Source organism: Streptomyces sp. LS-MS-L19, assembly GCF_058382285.1.
The window spans coordinates 6,619,898-6,634,526 of the sequence record NZ_JBYCLL010000001.1; the positions used below are offsets into that span (position 1 = coordinate 6,619,898).

A 14,629-nucleotide genomic window follows, 5' to 3' on the forward strand; every position below is an offset into this window, starting at 1 on the left:
TACGACACCTACTCCTGGATCCGGGTCAGCTGGTCGTGACGGCCGTGTCGTCGATGACGAAGCTGGTCTGGAGCGAGGAGTCCTCCACGCCGCTGAACTTCAGGGCGACGGTGGAGCCGGCGTACGAGGAGAGGTCGAAGGACTTCTGGACGTAGCCGGAGGCCGCGTTGACGTTGGAGTAGGTGGCCAGGGTGGTCGAACCGGCGGTGACCGTCAGCTTGTCGTAGGCGGTGCTGCCGGTCTCCGCGGTGTCGATGTGCAGGTAGAAGGTGAAGGTCGCCTTGCACCCGCTCGGGACGGTCACCGACTGGGAGAGCGTGTCGGTGTGGCTCGACCCGTAGCCGTCGAGCCAGGCGTAGTAGGAGCCGGCGTGCGCCGACTCGCCGGTGGCGTTGGTGATGACGCCGCTGGAGGAGGTCCAGGTGGTGCTGCCCGACTCGAAGCCGGGGTTGCCGAGCAGCTGGGCCGAGGTGCAGGTGCTGCTGGACGAACCGACGGTCCAGGTGAAGGAGGCCGAGCCGGAGGCGCCGGTCGAGTCCTTCGCGGTGACGGTGACCTGGTAGGTGCCCGCGGTGGACGCCGTACCCGTGATCTTGCCGGTCGAGCTGCTGATCGACAGCCCGGTCGGCAGGCCGGTCGCGCTGTAGGTCAGGGCCGCCCCGGCGCTGTCGGTCGCGCTGATCTGGAGGCTGGCGGTGCCGCCGGTGGTGGTCGACTGGCTGCCCGGATTGGTGACGGTCACCGTGTTGCCGGTGGTGGTGCCGGCGGTGAAGGCGGTGGTGCCGTTGGGAGTGCCCCAGCCGGTCGGGCCGTCGTAGCCGGTGGCCGCGGTGCAGAAGTACGACGGGGAGCAGGAGCCGTTGTTGCCGCTGGTGACGTCGTACAGGTTGCCGGTGTGGGAGTAGGGGTACTTCGCCGGGTAGTCACTGGAGCCCGGGGTGCCGGCGAGGGCGTACACACCGGCGATGATCGGGGCGGAGGCGCTGGTGCCGCCGTAGACGGCCCAGCCGGAGCCGCCGTAGGTGTCGTAGACCGCGACACCGGTGGCCGGGTCGGCGACCGCGGAGACGTCGGCCTCCATGCGCTTGGAGCAGCCCGTGTCCGTCTGCCAGGCGGGCTTCGGGTCGTACGCGGAGCAGCCCGAGCCGGTGCCCTCGGTGGAGCTGGTCTTCCACACCGACTCGGTCCAGCCGCGGGAGTTGGAGGACGTCGACAGCGCCGTACCGCCGACCGCCGTCACGTACTGGGAGGTCGCCGGGTACTCGGCGCCGTAGGCGGAGTCGCCGGCGGAGACGGTGATGGCGACACCGGGGTGCTTGAAGTACGAGGTGTCCTCGCTGGTCTGGGAGGAGGCCTCGTCGCCGCCCCAGCTGTTGGAGACGAACTTGGCGCCCAGGGACACGGCCTCGTTCTCGGCGATGCCGAGGTCGGAGTCGTTGGCCGAGTTGGCCTCCACGAGGATGATGTTGCAGTTCGGGCAGACCGCGCTGACCATGTCGATGTCCAGCGCCTCTTCACCGGCCCAGCCGGTGTCGTTGCTGGGCAGCGAGGTGGTGGAGCCGGTCTGGCTGACCTGCTTGAAGCAGCCGTTGGCCTTGGTGCAGGCGGAGAGGCCGTACTGCGAGCGGTAAGTGGCCAGGTCCGACTCGGCGTTGGGGTCGTTGTAGGCGTCGACCACGGCGACCGTCAGGCCGGAGCCGCCCGTCGAGGGCAGGTTGTAGGCGCTGTGCAGGTTGGCCGGGCTGAGGCCGGAGGGGGCCGCGGCGGCGGAGGCCAGCGCGGTGGCGAGCCGCTGCTTGATGTCGGTGCGGCGCTGGGCGAAACAGGAGGCCTGGCCGGGGGCCGCCGTCGCGCACAGGTGGGTGGTCGGCACCTTCTGGCCGGCCTTGCCGGTGGTGTGGAAGGTCTGCCGGGCGGGGGAGGTGAGGGCGGTGGCGTTCTGGGCCACACGCGAGGTGTGGGTGGTCGCCGGTGCCGCGTGGGCCGGGGTGGCCGCGAATCCGGCGAGGGCGAGCGCGAGGGCGGGTATCGCGGTGGTCAGGAGTCTTCGCAGGCTCCGTCGGGGCGTTTCACGCATGGGGTACTGCCTCCATCGGTGGGGTTACAGGCAGGCCCGTGACGCGCGTAGCGGCGGCAGATCACGCAGTCATGAGCATGACGTGCCAGAAGCTAGCGGCCCACGTGAAGGCGGGAGAAGCGGCGAAGGGAGATCTTTGCTGCTCCATAGCAGGCTCATGGACGGCCCATGGAAGCTCCATGGGCCGTCCCAGGGCCCGGCTAGAAGTCCCGGCTAGAAGTCCTCGTCCAGGTCGACCGTGCCCTCCACGGCCACCTGGTACGCGGACGGCCGCCGCTCGAAGAAGTTGGTCAGCTCCTGGACGCCCTGCAACTCCATGAAGGAGAAGGGGTTCTCGGAGCCGTACACCGGGGCGAAGCCGAGCCGCGTGAGGCGCTGGTCGGCGACGCACTCCAGGTACTGCCGCATCGATTCGGTGTTCATGCCCGGCAGTCCGTCGCCGCACAGGTCCCGCGCGAACTGGAGTTCCGCCTCGACGGCCTCCGCCAGCATGTCGGTGACCTGCTGCCGGAGCTGCTCGTCGAAGAGCTCCGGCTCCTCCTTGCGGACGGTGTCGACCACGTCGAAGGCGAAGGACATGTGCATGGTCTCGTCGCGGAACACCCAGTTGGTGCCGGTCGCGAGACCGTGCAGCAGGCCCCGGCTGCGGAACCAGTAGACGTACGCGAAGGCGCCGTAGAAGAACAGGCCCTCGATGCACGCGGCGAAGCAGATCAGGTTGAGCAGGAAACGGCGGCGGTCGGCCTGGGACTCCAGGCGGTCCAGCTTCTCCACCTCGTCGATCCACTTGAAGCAGAACTCCGCCTTCTCGCGGATCGAGGGGATGTTCTCCACGGCGTCGAAGGCCGCCGCCCGGTCCTCCGGGTCGGGGAGGTAGGTGTCGAGCAGCGTCAGGTAGAACTGGACGTGCACGGCCTCCTCGAAGAGCTGGCGGCTCAAGTAGAGCCGCGCCTCGGGGGAGTTGATGTGCTTGTAGAGCGTCAGCACCAGGTTGTTCGCGACGATCGAGTCACCCGTCGCGAAGAAGGCCACCAGACGGCCGATGAGGTGCTGCTCGGCCGGGCTGAGCTTGGCGAGGTCGGAGACGTCGGAGTGGAGGTCGACCTCCTCGACGGTCCAGGTGTTCTTGATGGCGTCCCGGTAGCGCTCGTAGAAGTCCGGGTAGCGCATGGGCCGGAGGGTCAGCTCGAAGCCCGGGTCGAGGAGGTTCTTGGCTTCGGTGGTCATTACTGGCATGCCTCGCAGGACTCGGGGTTTTCCAGGGAGCAGGCGACGGCGTCTTCCGGGGCCGCCTGCTGGACGGGGACGGTGGCCTGAGCCGCGCGGGCGATCCGGGTCGCCGGGCGCGAGCGCAGGTAGTACGTCGTCTTCAGCCCGGACTTCCAGGCGTACGCGTACATCGAGGAGAGCTTGCCGATGGTCGGCGTCTCCAGGAAGAGGTTCAGGGACTGCGACTGGTCGAGGTACGGCGTGCGCGCCGCCGCCATGTCGATCAGGGAGCGCTGCGGGATCTCCCACGCGGTGCGGTACAACGCCCGTACGTCCGCCGGGATCCACGCGAAGTCCTGCACCGAGCCGTTGGAGTCGCGCAGCGCCTCACGGGTGCGGGCGTCCCAGACGCCGAGCTCCTTGAGGTCGTTCACCAGGTACGAGTTGACCTGGAGGAACTCTCCGGACAGCGTCTCGCGCTTGAACAGGTTGGAGACCTGCGGCTCGATGCACTCGTACACTCCGGCGATCGAGGCGATGGTCGCGGTGGGCGCGATGGCGAGCAGCAGGCTGTTGCGCAGCCCGGTGCCGGCCATGCGCTCGCGCAGTGCTGCCCAGCGCTCGGGCCAGTTCGAGGTGACGTCGTAGTGGTCGGGGTGCAGGACGCCCTGCGCGGTACGGGTCTTCTCCCAGGCCGGCAGCGGGCCGTTGCGCTCGGCGAGATCGGCGGAGGCCTCGTAGGCGGCGAGCATGACGCGCTCGGCGATCCGGGTGGAGAGCGCCTTGGCCTCCGGCGAGTCGAAGGGCAGCCGCAGCTTGAAGAAGACGTCCTGGAGACCCATCGCGCCCAGGCCCACCGGACGCCACTTGGCGTTGGACCGCCCGGCCTGCTCGGTCGGGTAGAAGTTGATGTCGACGACCCGGTCGAGGAACGTGACGGCGGTGCGGACGGTGGCGTCCAGCCGCTCCCAGTCGAGGTCGGTCCCGTCCACGAAGGCGCCGAGGTTCACCGACCCCAGGTTGCAGACCGCCGTCTCCCCGTCGTCCGTGACCTCCAGGATCTCCGTGCAGAGGTTGGAGGAGTGGACCGTGTGCCCGGGCAGGGCCGTCTGGTTGGCGGTGCGGTTGGCCGCGTCCTTGAAGGTCATCCAGCCGTTGCCGGTCTGCGCGAGGGTGCGCATCATGCGGCCGTAGAGGTCGCGGGCCGGGATGGTCTTGCGCGCGAGCCCCTGCGCTTCGGCCTTGCGGTACGCCGCGTCGAACTCGTCGCCCCACAGGTCGACCAGCTCCGGCACGTCGGCGGGGGAGAACAGGGACCACTCGGCGTCGGCGTTGACCCGGCGCATGAACTCGTCCGGGATCCAGTGCGCGAGGTTCAGGTTGTGCGTACGCCGGGCGTCCTCACCGGTGTTGTCCCTGAGCTCCAGGAACTCCTCGATGTCGGAGTGCCAGGTCTCCAGGTACACCGCGGCGGCACCCTTGCGCCGGCCGCCCTGGTTCACGGCGGCGACACTCGCGTCCAGCGTCTTCAGGAACGGGACGATGCCGTTGGAGTGCCCGTTGGTGCCCCGGATCAGCGAACCGCGGCTGCGGACGCGGGAGTACGCGATGCCGATGCCGCCGGCGTGCTTCGAGAGCCGGGCCACCTGGTGGTAGCGGTCGTAGATGGAGTCGAGCTCGTCCTTCGGGGAGTCGAGGAGGTAGCAGGACGACATCTGGGGGTGCCGGGTGCCGGAGTTGAAGAGGGTGGGGGAGGAGGGGAGGTAGTCCAGGCGGCTCATGAGGCCGTAGAGCGCGGCGACTTCGGTGAGCGCGCGAGGGGTGTCGTCCTCGGCCAGCCCGGCTGCGACACGCAGCATGAAGTGCTGGGGCGTCTCGATGACCTTGCGGGTGATCGGGTGCCGGAGGAGATAGCGGCTGTGCAGGGTGCGCAGACCGAAGTAGCCGAAGCGGTCGTCTCCCTCAGGGTCGATGAGCGCGTCGAGGCGGTCGGCGTGGACCCGTACGAACTCGGCCGTACGGTCGGCGATCAGGCCCTCGCGGTGGCCGACGGCGACCGAACCGGTGAACGAGGTGACGCCCTGGGAGGCGGCCTCGGCGGCGATGGAGATCGTCAGCAGCCGCGCGGCCAGCCTGCTGTAGGCGGGGTCCTCGGAGATGAGTCCGGCCGCGGCCTCGGTGGCCAGCTCGCGCAACTCCGACTCGTCGGCCCGCGCGGACCGGCCGCGGAGCGCGGCGGCGGCGACCCGGCCGGGGTCGGCGTCGGGAAGGTCGGCCGTCAGGGCGGTCAGGGTCCGCAGCAGCGCGGCACCGGGGCCGTCGGTCTCCTGCTCGGTCCGCTCGATCGCTGCTGAAGCCGGGTCGGCTGGCGCGATGGTCACGTGGGGGCTCTCCCTCGCTGGCACGGGGCCTTGAGGGCAGGGGGCAGCACGCGAGCGCGCACGGCGTCGCGTCCACCGGCCCATTCCACGAGGCCCGGACGTCATGACACCCGGGCCACGGTGGCCGGGCGTACTGTCGGCAGGTCCTCGGACTTACGCTCATGTGTGCTGATGCACGCATGAGTACACCGTTGCGGGACAGTTCCGGATTCACACCGGATTCCCCTGCGGCGACAGCGAGCATGAGCATACATCTTGTGCCGGGTGATGGAAGCAGGCCCATATGTTGTGTCGCGGTGACTTCAGAGCGTCAACTCGTAGGTGAGGAGCGTGAAGTCGGGGGACTCCGGAACGGGGTGCCAGTCGCGCTCCGGGGCGCGGGTGAAACCCAGGCGTTCGTAGATGCGGTGGGCCGTGTGCATAGTGGGCTGGGTGCACAGGACGAGGTCCGTGCCGGCGGCGCTCGCGCGGTCGATGCAGGCCTGGACGAGAGCTCGTCCTACGCCTCGGCCGCGGGCCTCGTGGGTTACGGCGAGCATGCGGATCTCCGCCTCTCCGGGGCGGGCTATCTCCGACAGGGGGCCGCCGTCGGGGACGTAGGTGACTCCGCCGAGCAGTTCTGATCCGGAGACGGCGACCAGGACTTCGGCGTGTGCGGCTCGCTTGGCCACGTTCTTGAGCTCTTCGAGGTACCAGTCGTCCTCGTCGCCGAAGGCCAGGAGGCCGTCGTTCAGGTAGGCCCTTGCGGTGATCTCGCCGAGGGCTGTGTAGTCGGTGGGGTCTGCGGGGCGGATCACGATCGTCATGGGGGTGAGTGTGCACGAAAGCGGGCCGCCGAGGGTCTTGCTCCTCGGTGGCCCGCTGCCGGTTGTGTGTGGTTGCTCGCGCAGTTCCCCGCGCCCCTGGGTGGGTCAGTGGGAGGTTCCCGCGGTAGCGGGCGGGAGTTCTACCTCGACCCCCGGGTCGCCCGCGTCCGCCGTGTAGTCCTCCGGGCTGGTCTCGTCGATGCCGTCGGGGGCCTTGGCCGCCTTCAGGATGAAGGTGAGGACCACCGTCACCGCCACGTTCAGGATGAACGCGGTGAGGCCGATGTAGCCGATCTCGCCGATGCCCGGGATCTCCTTCGCCGAGCCGCCGAAGTGCTTCTGGGTCGGGGAGGCGACGCCGTACGCGGCGACCGTGCCGTAGATCATGCCGACCGCCCAGCCGGCGAGCAGCGCCCAGCGGTGGAACCAGCGGGTGAACAGGCCGCCGACCAGGGCCGGGAAGGTCTGGAGGATCCAGATGCCGCCCAGGAGCTGGAAGTTGATGGCGACCGTCTTGTCCATGGTGAGGACGAAGACCAGGGCGCCCACCTTCACCAGCAGGGACACCAGCTTGGAGACCTTCGTCTCCTGGGCCGGCGTGGCGTCCGGCTTGATGAAGTCCTTGTAGATGTTGCGGGTGAAGAGATTCGCGGCCGCGATCGACATGATGGCCGCGGGGACGAGCGCCCCGATGCCGATGGCCGCGAAGGCGACGCCCGCGAACCAGTCCGGGAACATGTCCTCGAACAGCTGCGGGATCGCCAACTGCGGGTTGGTGACCTTGACCCCGGCCGCGATCGCCATGAAGCCGAGCAGGGCCAGCAGGCCGAGCATCAGCGAGTACAGCGGCAGGATCGTGGTGTTGCGGCGGATCACCTCACGGCTGCGGGAGGAGAGCGTCGCGGTGATCGAGTGCGGGTACATGAAGAGCGCGAGCGCGGAGCCCAACGCCAGCGTGGCGTACGTCCATTGGCCCGCCTCCAGGGGGACCAGTCCGCCCGCCTTGGCCGCCGTGTACTTCTCGCTCGCGGCGCCGAAAACGTCGTCGAAGCCGCCCAGCTTGATCGGGATGTAGATGATCGCCACCGCGATGACGATGTAGATCAGCGTGTCCTTCACGAACGCGATCAGGGCAGGGGCGCGGAGGCCCGAGGAGTACGTGTAGGCCGCGAGGACACCAAAGGCGATCAGCAGCGGGAGGTCCTTCACGAACCAGTTGGTGTTCTCGCCGCCACCGACGCCCATGACGTCCAGGACCGCCTGGATGCCGACCAGTTGGAGCGCGATGTACGGCATGGTCGCGAGGATGCCGGTGACCGCCACCGCCAGCGACAGGCCCTTGGAGCCGAAGCGGCCGCGCACGAAGTCCGAGGTCGTGACGTACCCGTGCTTGTGGGAGACCGACCACAGGCGGGGCAGGAAGGTGAAGATCAGCGGGTACACCAGGATCGTGTACGGCACCGCGAAGAAGCCGGCCGCGCCCGCCGCGTAGATCGCCGCGGGCACCGCGACGAAGGTGTACGCCGTGTAGAGGTCGCCGCCCAGCAGGAACCAGGTGATCCAGGTGCCGAACGACCGGCCGCCCAGGCCCCATTCGTCGAGGCTGTGCTCGTTCTCGGCCTTGCGCCAGCGTGCGGCGAGGAAGCCCATGACCGTGACGGCCAGGAAGAAGAGGATGAAGACGGCGAGAGCCACGCCGTTGACGCCGTCGTTCACTTGGAACCTCCACGACGGGCGCGCTGGTCACGCTGCCACAGCTGGTACGCGATCATCGTCAGCGCGGTGGAGATCAGCACCCACAGCATCTGGTACCAGTAGAAGAACGGGATGCCGATGAACTCGGGGTCGACCTTGGCGTACGAGCCGACCCACAGCATCGCCACGAACGGGGCGATCAGACAGAGGGCGATGACCACCCGTACCGGTGTCACCACCGGTGGTCTCGCTTCAGGCGCATCCGACATGTCCTGCCTCCGTCCCCTCGCTGATCACCTGTAACGCGCAGGCAATCTAGGTCACCGTGTCACGTGAGCGAAAGACCTCGTCCGCATATCGGTATGTCGATTCTGTGAAGCAGCGAGGTCCTCCCGTCCAGTTGGAGTCGGGAGGACCGTAGAGCAGGAAGCGCGGTTGCGCCACAGGGTGTGCGTCGGTCGACGGGCCGCTTGAGGCAGGCCACGCTGCATTGTTCCGGGGGGCGACCCCCGGACCCCCCAGCCGACGCCGCTTGCCGCGTGCCTCAATCCATCGGCCGCTTGAGCCTGGCCACGAACTTGTACCGGTCTCCCCGGTACACCGACCGCACCCATTCCACCGGCTCGCCCGTCTTGTCGTACGAGTGCCGGGACAGCATCAGCATCGGCAGGCCCACGTCGGTGCCGAGCAGGCCCGCCTCGCGCGGGGTGGCCAGGGAGGTCTCGATCGTCTCCTCGGCCTCGGCGAGATGGACGTCGTAGACCTCGGCCAACGCCGTGTAGAGGGACGTGTACTTGACGAGGGACCTGCGCAGGGCCGGGAAGCGCTTGGCGGAGAGGTGGGTCGTCTCGATGGCCATCGGCTCGGCGTTCGCCATGCGCAGTCGCTCGATGCGCAGCACCCGGCCGCCGGCCGTGATGTCGAGGAGCTCGGCGAGCCGGTCGTCGGCGGTGATGTAACCGATGTCGAGCAGCTGCGAGGTGGGTTCCAGGCCCTGGGCGCGCATGTCCTCGGTGTACGAGGTGAGTTGCAGCGCCTGGGACACCTTCGGCTTCGCGACGAAGGTGCCCTTGCCCTGGATCCGCTCCAGGCGCCCCTCGACCACCAGTTCCTGGAGCGCCTGGCGGACGGTCGTGCGGGAGGTGTCGAACTCGGCGGCGAGGGTGCGCTCGGGGGGTACCGGGGTGCCGGGCGACTGGGTCTCCGTCATGTCGAGCAGGTGCTTCTTCAGGCGGTAGTACTTGGGCACGCGCGCGGTACGGACGCCTGCCCCGCCCTCGGTCTCCGCACTGCTGACGTCGCTGCTCATGGTCTGCCTTCCCGGCTCCGGATGCGGGTCACATCGTGATCCCTTCTGTATACCGTCGCCGACTCTTTTGGTCTAGTCCACAGAGGTGAGTGGTATAGCGGACGACACTACTCCGCCGCCGCTGTTTTCGCTGGCTTCTTTACTAATGGTTCCTGCATATGTAGCTCGCATAACGGCTGGTCAGAGCGGTTTCGCAGGCTCTTGACAGGCCCCGTGGTCTGGTCCAAGCTCCCCCTACTGGTCTACACCATTGGTCCAGGTCCCGGCTCGTGGGCGGGAGGTGTGGGCATCCCTGAGGAGGGTGGCGTGAAGCGCAAGCTGGCAGCCGCGATAGGCATCGCGGGCATGATGGTCTCGGTCGCGGCATGTGGGGGCAGCGACAGCGGAAGTTCGGACAACAGCGGCGCGGACGCCAAGGAGCTGACCGTCTGGCTCACCGTCGACGCCCAGAACAACTGGCCCGAGCTGGTGAAGGCCGCGGACGCCGCGGTCCAGAAGAAGCACCCCGGCATCAAGATCAACCACGAGTACTACGGCTGGCCCGACAAGAACACCAAGCTCGACGCGGTCCTCGCCACCGACAAGGCCCCCGACGTGGTCGAGATGGGCAACACCGAGATGCTGGGCTACATGGTCAAGGGGGCTTTCGCGCCCCTGGACGCCTCGAAGTTCACCAACTCCTCCGCCTGGCTCGACGGCCTCAAGGCCTCGGTGACGTACGACGGCAAGACCTACGGCGTCCCCTACTACGCGGGCGGCCGCGTCGGCAACTGGCGCAAGGACGTCTTCGCCTCGGTCGGCGTCAAGTCCACCCCGAAGACCTACGCGGAGCTCACCGCCGCGCTCGACAAGGTCCAGAAGAAGGAGGGCGACAAGTTCTCCGCCTGGTACCAGCCCACCCGTGACTGGTACGCGGCCATGTCCTTCGTCTACGACGCCGGCGGCTCCATCGCCGTCGACTCGGGCGGCACCTGGAAGGCCAACCTCTCCTCGCCCGAGTCCATCAAGGGCCTCACCGAGTTCAAGAACGTCGTCGACAAGTACATGCACGGCGACAAGACCAAGGACGAGTCCGACCGTTACATCGTCTACGGCCAGGGCAAGTCCGGCATGATCTTCGGCGCGGCCTGGGAGGGTGCGACCTCCGCCGACCCGAAGAACGACAAGACCGGCAAGCTCAAGGACAACCTCGAGAACTTCGTGATGCCCGGCCCGTCCGGCAAGAACCTGCCCGTCTTCCTGGGCGGTTCGGACCTCGCCGTGCCCGTGAAGTCGAAGGCGCAGGCCGTCGCCGCCGAGTGGATCAACGCCTTCACCGGTCCCTCCGGCCAGAAGGGCCTGATGGCCAAGGGCAACCTGCCCAACAACAAGACCGACCTCGCCACCCTGAAGAACGACCCGGCGACGGCGGTCCCGGCCACCGCGGCCGAGTCCAACTGGTTCGTGCCCATGGCACCCGGCTGGGGCCAGGTCGAGAAGGCCCAGGTCCTGCAGAACATGCTGCAGAACATCGGCACCGGCAAGCAGTCCGTCGAGGCGGCGGCCAAGGCGGCCGACGCGGCGATCGACAAGGTCATCAACACCAAGTGACCGCAGGCAGGGCCCCGTTGAGAACGGCGGGGCCCTGCTTCCCGTACGACCAGAGGGACCGCTGAGGAGCGCGCCATGAGTGCCGCAGACACGACCACCCCCACCGAGGTGCCGCCGCCGATGCCGGTACCACCGCCCTCCCCGCCGGTGGCGCCCCGCAGACGGCGGAGCTCCGGCACCACCCCCTGGCTGCTGCTCGCGCCCTGCCTGCTCATCCTCGGCCTGGTCATGGGCTATCCGCTGGTCCGCCTGGTCACCCTGTCGTTCCAGAAGTTCGGCCAGTCCCAGCTGTGGGGCTTCCAGCCCGCCGAGTGGGTCGGCTTCGACAACTTCACCGGCGTGCTCGACGACGGCGAGTTCTGGGCGGTCGTCGTTCGGACCATCGTCTTCGCCGCGGGCTGCGTCATCTTCACGATGGTCGCCGGCATGCTGATCGCCCTGCTGCTCCAGCGGGTCTCCGGCTGGGTGAAGACCCTGATCAACATCGCGCTGGTGGCCAGCTGGGGCATGCCGATCATCGTCGCCACCACGGTCTTCAAGTGGCTGTTCGACGCGGACTACGGCATCCTCAACGCGCTGCTCAGCAAGCTGCCCGGCGTCGAGATGATCGGCCACAACTGGTTCGCCAGCGGTCCCCAGGGCCTTGCCGTGATCATGCTGCTGGTGGTCTGGGGCGCGGTGCCCTTCGTGGTGATCACCCTGAGCGCCGGACTCACCCAGGTCCCCAAGGAGATGGAGGAGGCCGCCCGTCTCGACGGCGCCGGCGCCTGGGGCGTGTTCCGGTACGTCACCCTGCCGATCCTCAAGCCCATCATCGTGATGCTGACGACCCTGTCGGTCATCTGGGACATGGGCGTCTTCCCGCAGGTGTTCGTGATGCGCAACGGGCACCCGGAGCCGGAGTTCCAGATCCTGCCCACGTACTCCTACGACCGCGCCTTCGTGGTCAACGACTACGCGCAGGGCTCCGCGATCGCCCTCATCACCGTGCTGCTGCTGCTCGGGGTGGTCGCCGTCTACATGCGTCAGATGCTGAAGATCGGAGAGGTCGAATGACCATCATGGACGCCGTCGCCAGGACGGGGAGCGGCTCGGGGAGCACCGCGCGGGCCCGGAAGTCCAAGGTCGGCTGGAACCTCCTCGGTCTCCTCGTCTTCCTCACCGCCGGCTTCCCGGTCTACTGGATGCTCAACACGGCGTTCAAGCCGGCGAAGGACGCCATCGACCCGGACCCGAGCCTGCTGCCGACGGGCGTGACGCTGAGCAACTTCAGCCGCGCGCTGGACATCGCCGACTTCTGGGGTCCGGTCGGCCGCAGTCTGATCGTCTCCCTGGCGGTCGTGGCGATCGGCATCGTGGTCGGCACCCTGGCCGCGCTCGCCATCTCCCGCTTCGCCTTCCGCGGCCGCAAGATCGTGATCGTGGGCATCCTCGCGGTCCAGATGGTCCCCCTGGTCGCGATGATCATTCCGGTCTTCCTGCTCCTGAACGACCTCGACCAGTACGACAAGCTGTCCGGCCTGATCATCACCTATCTGACCTTCATCCTCCCCTTCACGGTGTGGACGCTGCGCGGCTTCATCGTCAACATCCCGAAGGAGCTGGAGGAGGCGGCGATGGTCGACGGCTGCTCGCCCACCGGCGCCTTCCTGCGGGTGGTCTTCCCGCTGCTGGCCCCCGGCATGGTCGCCACCTCGGTCTACGCCTTCATCCAGGCCTGGAACGAGTACCTCTACGCCCTCATGCTGCTCAGCCAGAAGAACCAGACCGCGACCGTCTGGCTCGGCAACTTCACCACCAAACACGGCACCGAATACGCCCCGATGATGGCCGGTTCCACCATGATGGCCGTGCCGATCGTGGTCCTCTTCCTCCTCGTCCAGCGCAAGATGGCCGCGGGCCTCACCGCGGGCGCCGTGAAGGGATAACGCCCCCCGATGACGACTTTCGCCAGCGGCACCGACACGCTCACGCGGGACGCCCTCACGGTCCTCCAACCAGGCTTCACCGGCACCACCGCCCCCGACTGGCTGCTGCGCCGGCTCGGCGAGGGCCTCGCCTCGGTCGGCCTGTTCGGCCGCAACATCGCCTCCCGGGAACAACTGGCGGCCCTGACGGCCCAGTTGCGTGCCGAACGCGACGACGTCCTGGTCGCCGTCGACGAGGAGGGCGGTGACGTGACCCGCCTGGAGGTGGGCACCGGCTCGTCCTTCCCCGGCAACAACGCCCTCGGCGCCGTGGACGACGTGGAACTCACCCACGCGGTGGCCGCCGAGCTGGGCCGCCGCCTCGCGGCCTGCGGGGTCAACCTCAACTGGGCCCCCTCGGCCGACGTGAACTCCAACCCCGCCAACCCGGTGATCGGCGTGCGCTCCTTCGGCGCCACCGCCGACCTGGTCGCCCGGCACACGGCGGCCTACGTCACCGGGCTCCAGTCGGCGGGCGTCGCCGCCTGCACGAAGCACTTCCCGGGCCACGGCGACACCGCGATCGACTCCCACCACGCCCTGCCGCGCATCGACGTGGACCGGTCGGTACTGCTGGAGCGCGAACTGCGGCCCTTCCGCGCGGCCATCGCCGCCGGCACCCGCGCGGTGATGACCGCCCACATCCTGGTCCCGGCCCTGGACCAGGACCGCCCGGCAACGCTGTCCCACCCGGTCCTGACCGATCTGCTCCGCGGCGAACTCGGCTACACCGGCCTCATCGTCACCGACGGCATGGAGATGCAGGCCATCGCCGGCACCTACGGCATCGAGCGCGGCAGCGTCCTCGCCATCGCCGCCGGCGCCGACGCGATCTGCGTGGGCGGCGGCCTCGCCGACGACGAGACGGTACGGCGCCTGCGCGACGCCCTGGTCTCCGCGGTCCGCGCCGGCGAACTCCCCGAGGAGCGCCTCGCCGAGGCGGCGGAACGGGTGCGCACCCTGGCCCACTGGACGGCGGCCGGTGCGGCCGACACCCAGCTCCCGGCCGACGAGGAGGTGGGCCTGCGCGCGGCCCGAAGGGCGTTGCACGTCACCGGCGCGGACGGCTTCACCCCCCTCACCACCGCCCCTTATGTCGCCGCCTTCACCCCGGTGGCCAACATCGCGGTCGGCGACGAGACCCCCTGGGGCGTGGCCGCCGAACTCGCCCGGCTCCTGCCCGGCACGGAGACGGGCAGCTTCGCCGGCGACGACGCGGGCCTCGCGACCCTGGCCGCGGCCGGCCCTCGCCGCATCGTGGCCGTGGTCCGCGACGAACACCGCCACCCCTGGATGACGGCGGCCCTGGACACCGTCCTGCGCACCCGCCCCGACACCATCGTCATCGAAATGGGCCTTCCCCAGGCCCCCACCCGAGGAGCCCTCCACATCGCAACCCACGGGGCGGCAAGGGTGTGCGGCAGGGCGGCGGCGGAGGTCATCGCGGGGGAGAAGTAGGCCTTACGACGCAACAGGTGCCGGTTCCTTCGAAAGGGACCGGCACCTGCCTTTGTCAGGGGTACGGGGCAGCGTTGGATATGCGGCTACCGCCGCGTGTGCGCGACCAGCCACAGACGACCGCACCCGGCAACAAA

11 protein-coding genes and 1 riboswitch are annotated in these 14,629 nt (G+C 68.8%); of the genes, 4 read left to right on the top strand and 7 right to left on the bottom strand.

What is annotated here, in order from left to right:
* Positions 1–25: 25 nt before the first annotated feature.
* The 7 genes from AC2XR2_RS29720 to AC2XR2_RS29750 all read right to left on the bottom strand — a co-directional run bounded on the left by AC2XR2_RS29720 (position 26) and on the right by AC2XR2_RS29750 (position 9,477).
* Positions 26–2,077: a putative Ig domain-containing protein gene (locus AC2XR2_RS29720; protein ID WP_449349912.1), complete on the bottom strand. Its 2,052-nt coding sequence runs from the start codon at positions 2,075–2,077 to the stop codon at positions 26–28.
* A 213-nt stretch (positions 2,078–2,290) separates the two neighbouring features.
* Positions 2,291–3,304, bottom strand: coding sequence for a ribonucleotide-diphosphate reductase subunit beta (locus tag AC2XR2_RS29725; RefSeq protein WP_491516743.1), 1,014 nt, complete (start codon positions 3,302–3,304; stop codon positions 2,291–2,293).
* On the bottom strand, positions 3,304–5,667 hold the full coding sequence (locus AC2XR2_RS29730) for a ribonucleoside-diphosphate reductase subunit alpha (protein ID WP_491516744.1): 2,364 nt from the start codon (positions 5,665–5,667) through the stop codon (positions 3,304–3,306). Before AC2XR2_RS29730 ends, AC2XR2_RS29725 begins: the two co-directional genes overlap by 1 nt.
* A 121-nt stretch (positions 5,668–5,788) precedes the next feature.
* Positions 5,789–5,917: riboswitch (cobalamin riboswitch) on the bottom strand.
* Positions 5,918–5,969: 52 nt separating this feature from the next.
* Entirely contained in the window at positions 5,970–6,473 is a 504-nt protein-coding gene (locus AC2XR2_RS29735; protein ID WP_381300392.1) for a GNAT family N-acetyltransferase, read from the bottom strand.
* Between the two features lie 105 nt (positions 6,474–6,578).
* Positions 6,579–8,189 carry a monocarboxylate uptake permease MctP gene (gene mctP / locus AC2XR2_RS29740; RefSeq protein WP_391191278.1) on the bottom strand — a complete coding sequence of 537 codons (1,611 nt, stop codon included), beginning with the start codon at positions 8,187–8,189 and terminating at the stop codon, positions 6,579–6,581.
* Positions 8,186–8,437 carry a DUF3311 domain-containing protein gene (locus AC2XR2_RS29745; protein WP_330264530.1) on the bottom strand — a complete coding sequence of 84 codons (252 nt, stop codon included), beginning with the start codon at positions 8,435–8,437 and terminating at the stop codon, positions 8,186–8,188. The genes mctP and AC2XR2_RS29745 overlap by 4 nt, the downstream gene beginning before the upstream one ends.
* 275 nt (positions 8,438–8,712) lie before the next feature.
* The gene (locus tag AC2XR2_RS29750; protein ID WP_330264529.1) at positions 8,713–9,477 is read right to left on the bottom strand and encodes a GntR family transcriptional regulator; all 765 of its coding nucleotides are present in this window, start codon (positions 9,475–9,477) and stop codon (positions 8,713–8,715) included.
* Between the two features lie 306 nt (positions 9,478–9,783).
* Between AC2XR2_RS29750 and AC2XR2_RS29755 the strand changes: the two genes are divergently transcribed.
* The 4 genes from AC2XR2_RS29755 to AC2XR2_RS29770 all read left to right on the top strand — a co-directional run bounded on the left by AC2XR2_RS29755 (position 9,784) and on the right by AC2XR2_RS29770 (position 14,492).
* Positions 9,784–11,067, top strand: coding sequence for an extracellular solute-binding protein (locus AC2XR2_RS29755; RefSeq protein WP_330264528.1), 1,284 nt, complete (start codon positions 9,784–9,786; stop codon positions 11,065–11,067).
* Positions 11,068–11,142: 75 nt separating this feature from the next.
* Positions 11,143–12,123 carry a carbohydrate ABC transporter permease gene (locus tag AC2XR2_RS29760; protein ID WP_330264527.1) on the top strand — a complete coding sequence of 327 codons (981 nt, stop codon included), beginning with the start codon at positions 11,143–11,145 and terminating at the stop codon, positions 12,121–12,123.
* A gap of 5 nt (positions 12,124–12,128) precedes the next feature.
* Entirely contained in the window at positions 12,129–12,995 is an 867-nt protein-coding gene (locus AC2XR2_RS29765; RefSeq protein WP_491518527.1) for a carbohydrate ABC transporter permease, read from the top strand.
* A gap of 9 nt (positions 12,996–13,004) precedes the next feature.
* Entirely contained in the window at positions 13,005–14,492 is a 1,488-nt protein-coding gene (locus AC2XR2_RS29770) for a glycoside hydrolase family 3 protein (RefSeq protein WP_491516745.1), read from the top strand.
* The last annotated feature ends 137 nt before the right edge of the window (positions 14,493–14,629 follow it).

Excerpts from the sequence above, each read along its gene's own strand:
- AC2XR2_RS29720 (WP_449349912.1), bottom strand. The coding sequence starts at position 2,077 with ATGCGTGAAACGCCCCGACGGAGCCTGCGAAGACTCCTGACCACCGCG.
- AC2XR2_RS29725 (WP_491516743.1), bottom strand. The coding sequence starts at position 3,304 with ATGACCACCGAAGCCAAGAACCTCCTCGACCCGGGCTTCGAGCTGACC.
- AC2XR2_RS29760 (WP_330264527.1), top strand. The coding sequence starts at position 11,143 with ATGAGTGCCGCAGACACGACCACCCCCACCGAGGTGCCGCCGCCGATG.
- AC2XR2_RS29745 (WP_330264530.1), bottom strand. The coding sequence starts at position 8,437 with ATGTCGGATGCGCCTGAAGCGAGACCACCGGTGGTGACACCGGTACGG.
- AC2XR2_RS29765 (WP_491518527.1), top strand. The coding sequence starts at position 12,129 with ATGGACGCCGTCGCCAGGACGGGGAGCGGCTCGGGGAGCACCGCGCGG.
- AC2XR2_RS29770 (WP_491516745.1), top strand. The coding sequence starts at position 13,005 with ATGACGACTTTCGCCAGCGGCACCGACACGCTCACGCGGGACGCCCTC.
- AC2XR2_RS29750 (WP_330264529.1), bottom strand. The coding sequence starts at position 9,477 with ATGAGCAGCGACGTCAGCAGTGCGGAGACCGAGGGCGGGGCAGGCGTC.
- AC2XR2_RS29735 (WP_381300392.1), bottom strand. The coding sequence starts at position 6,473 with ATGACGATCGTGATCCGCCCCGCAGACCCCACCGACTACACAGCCCTC.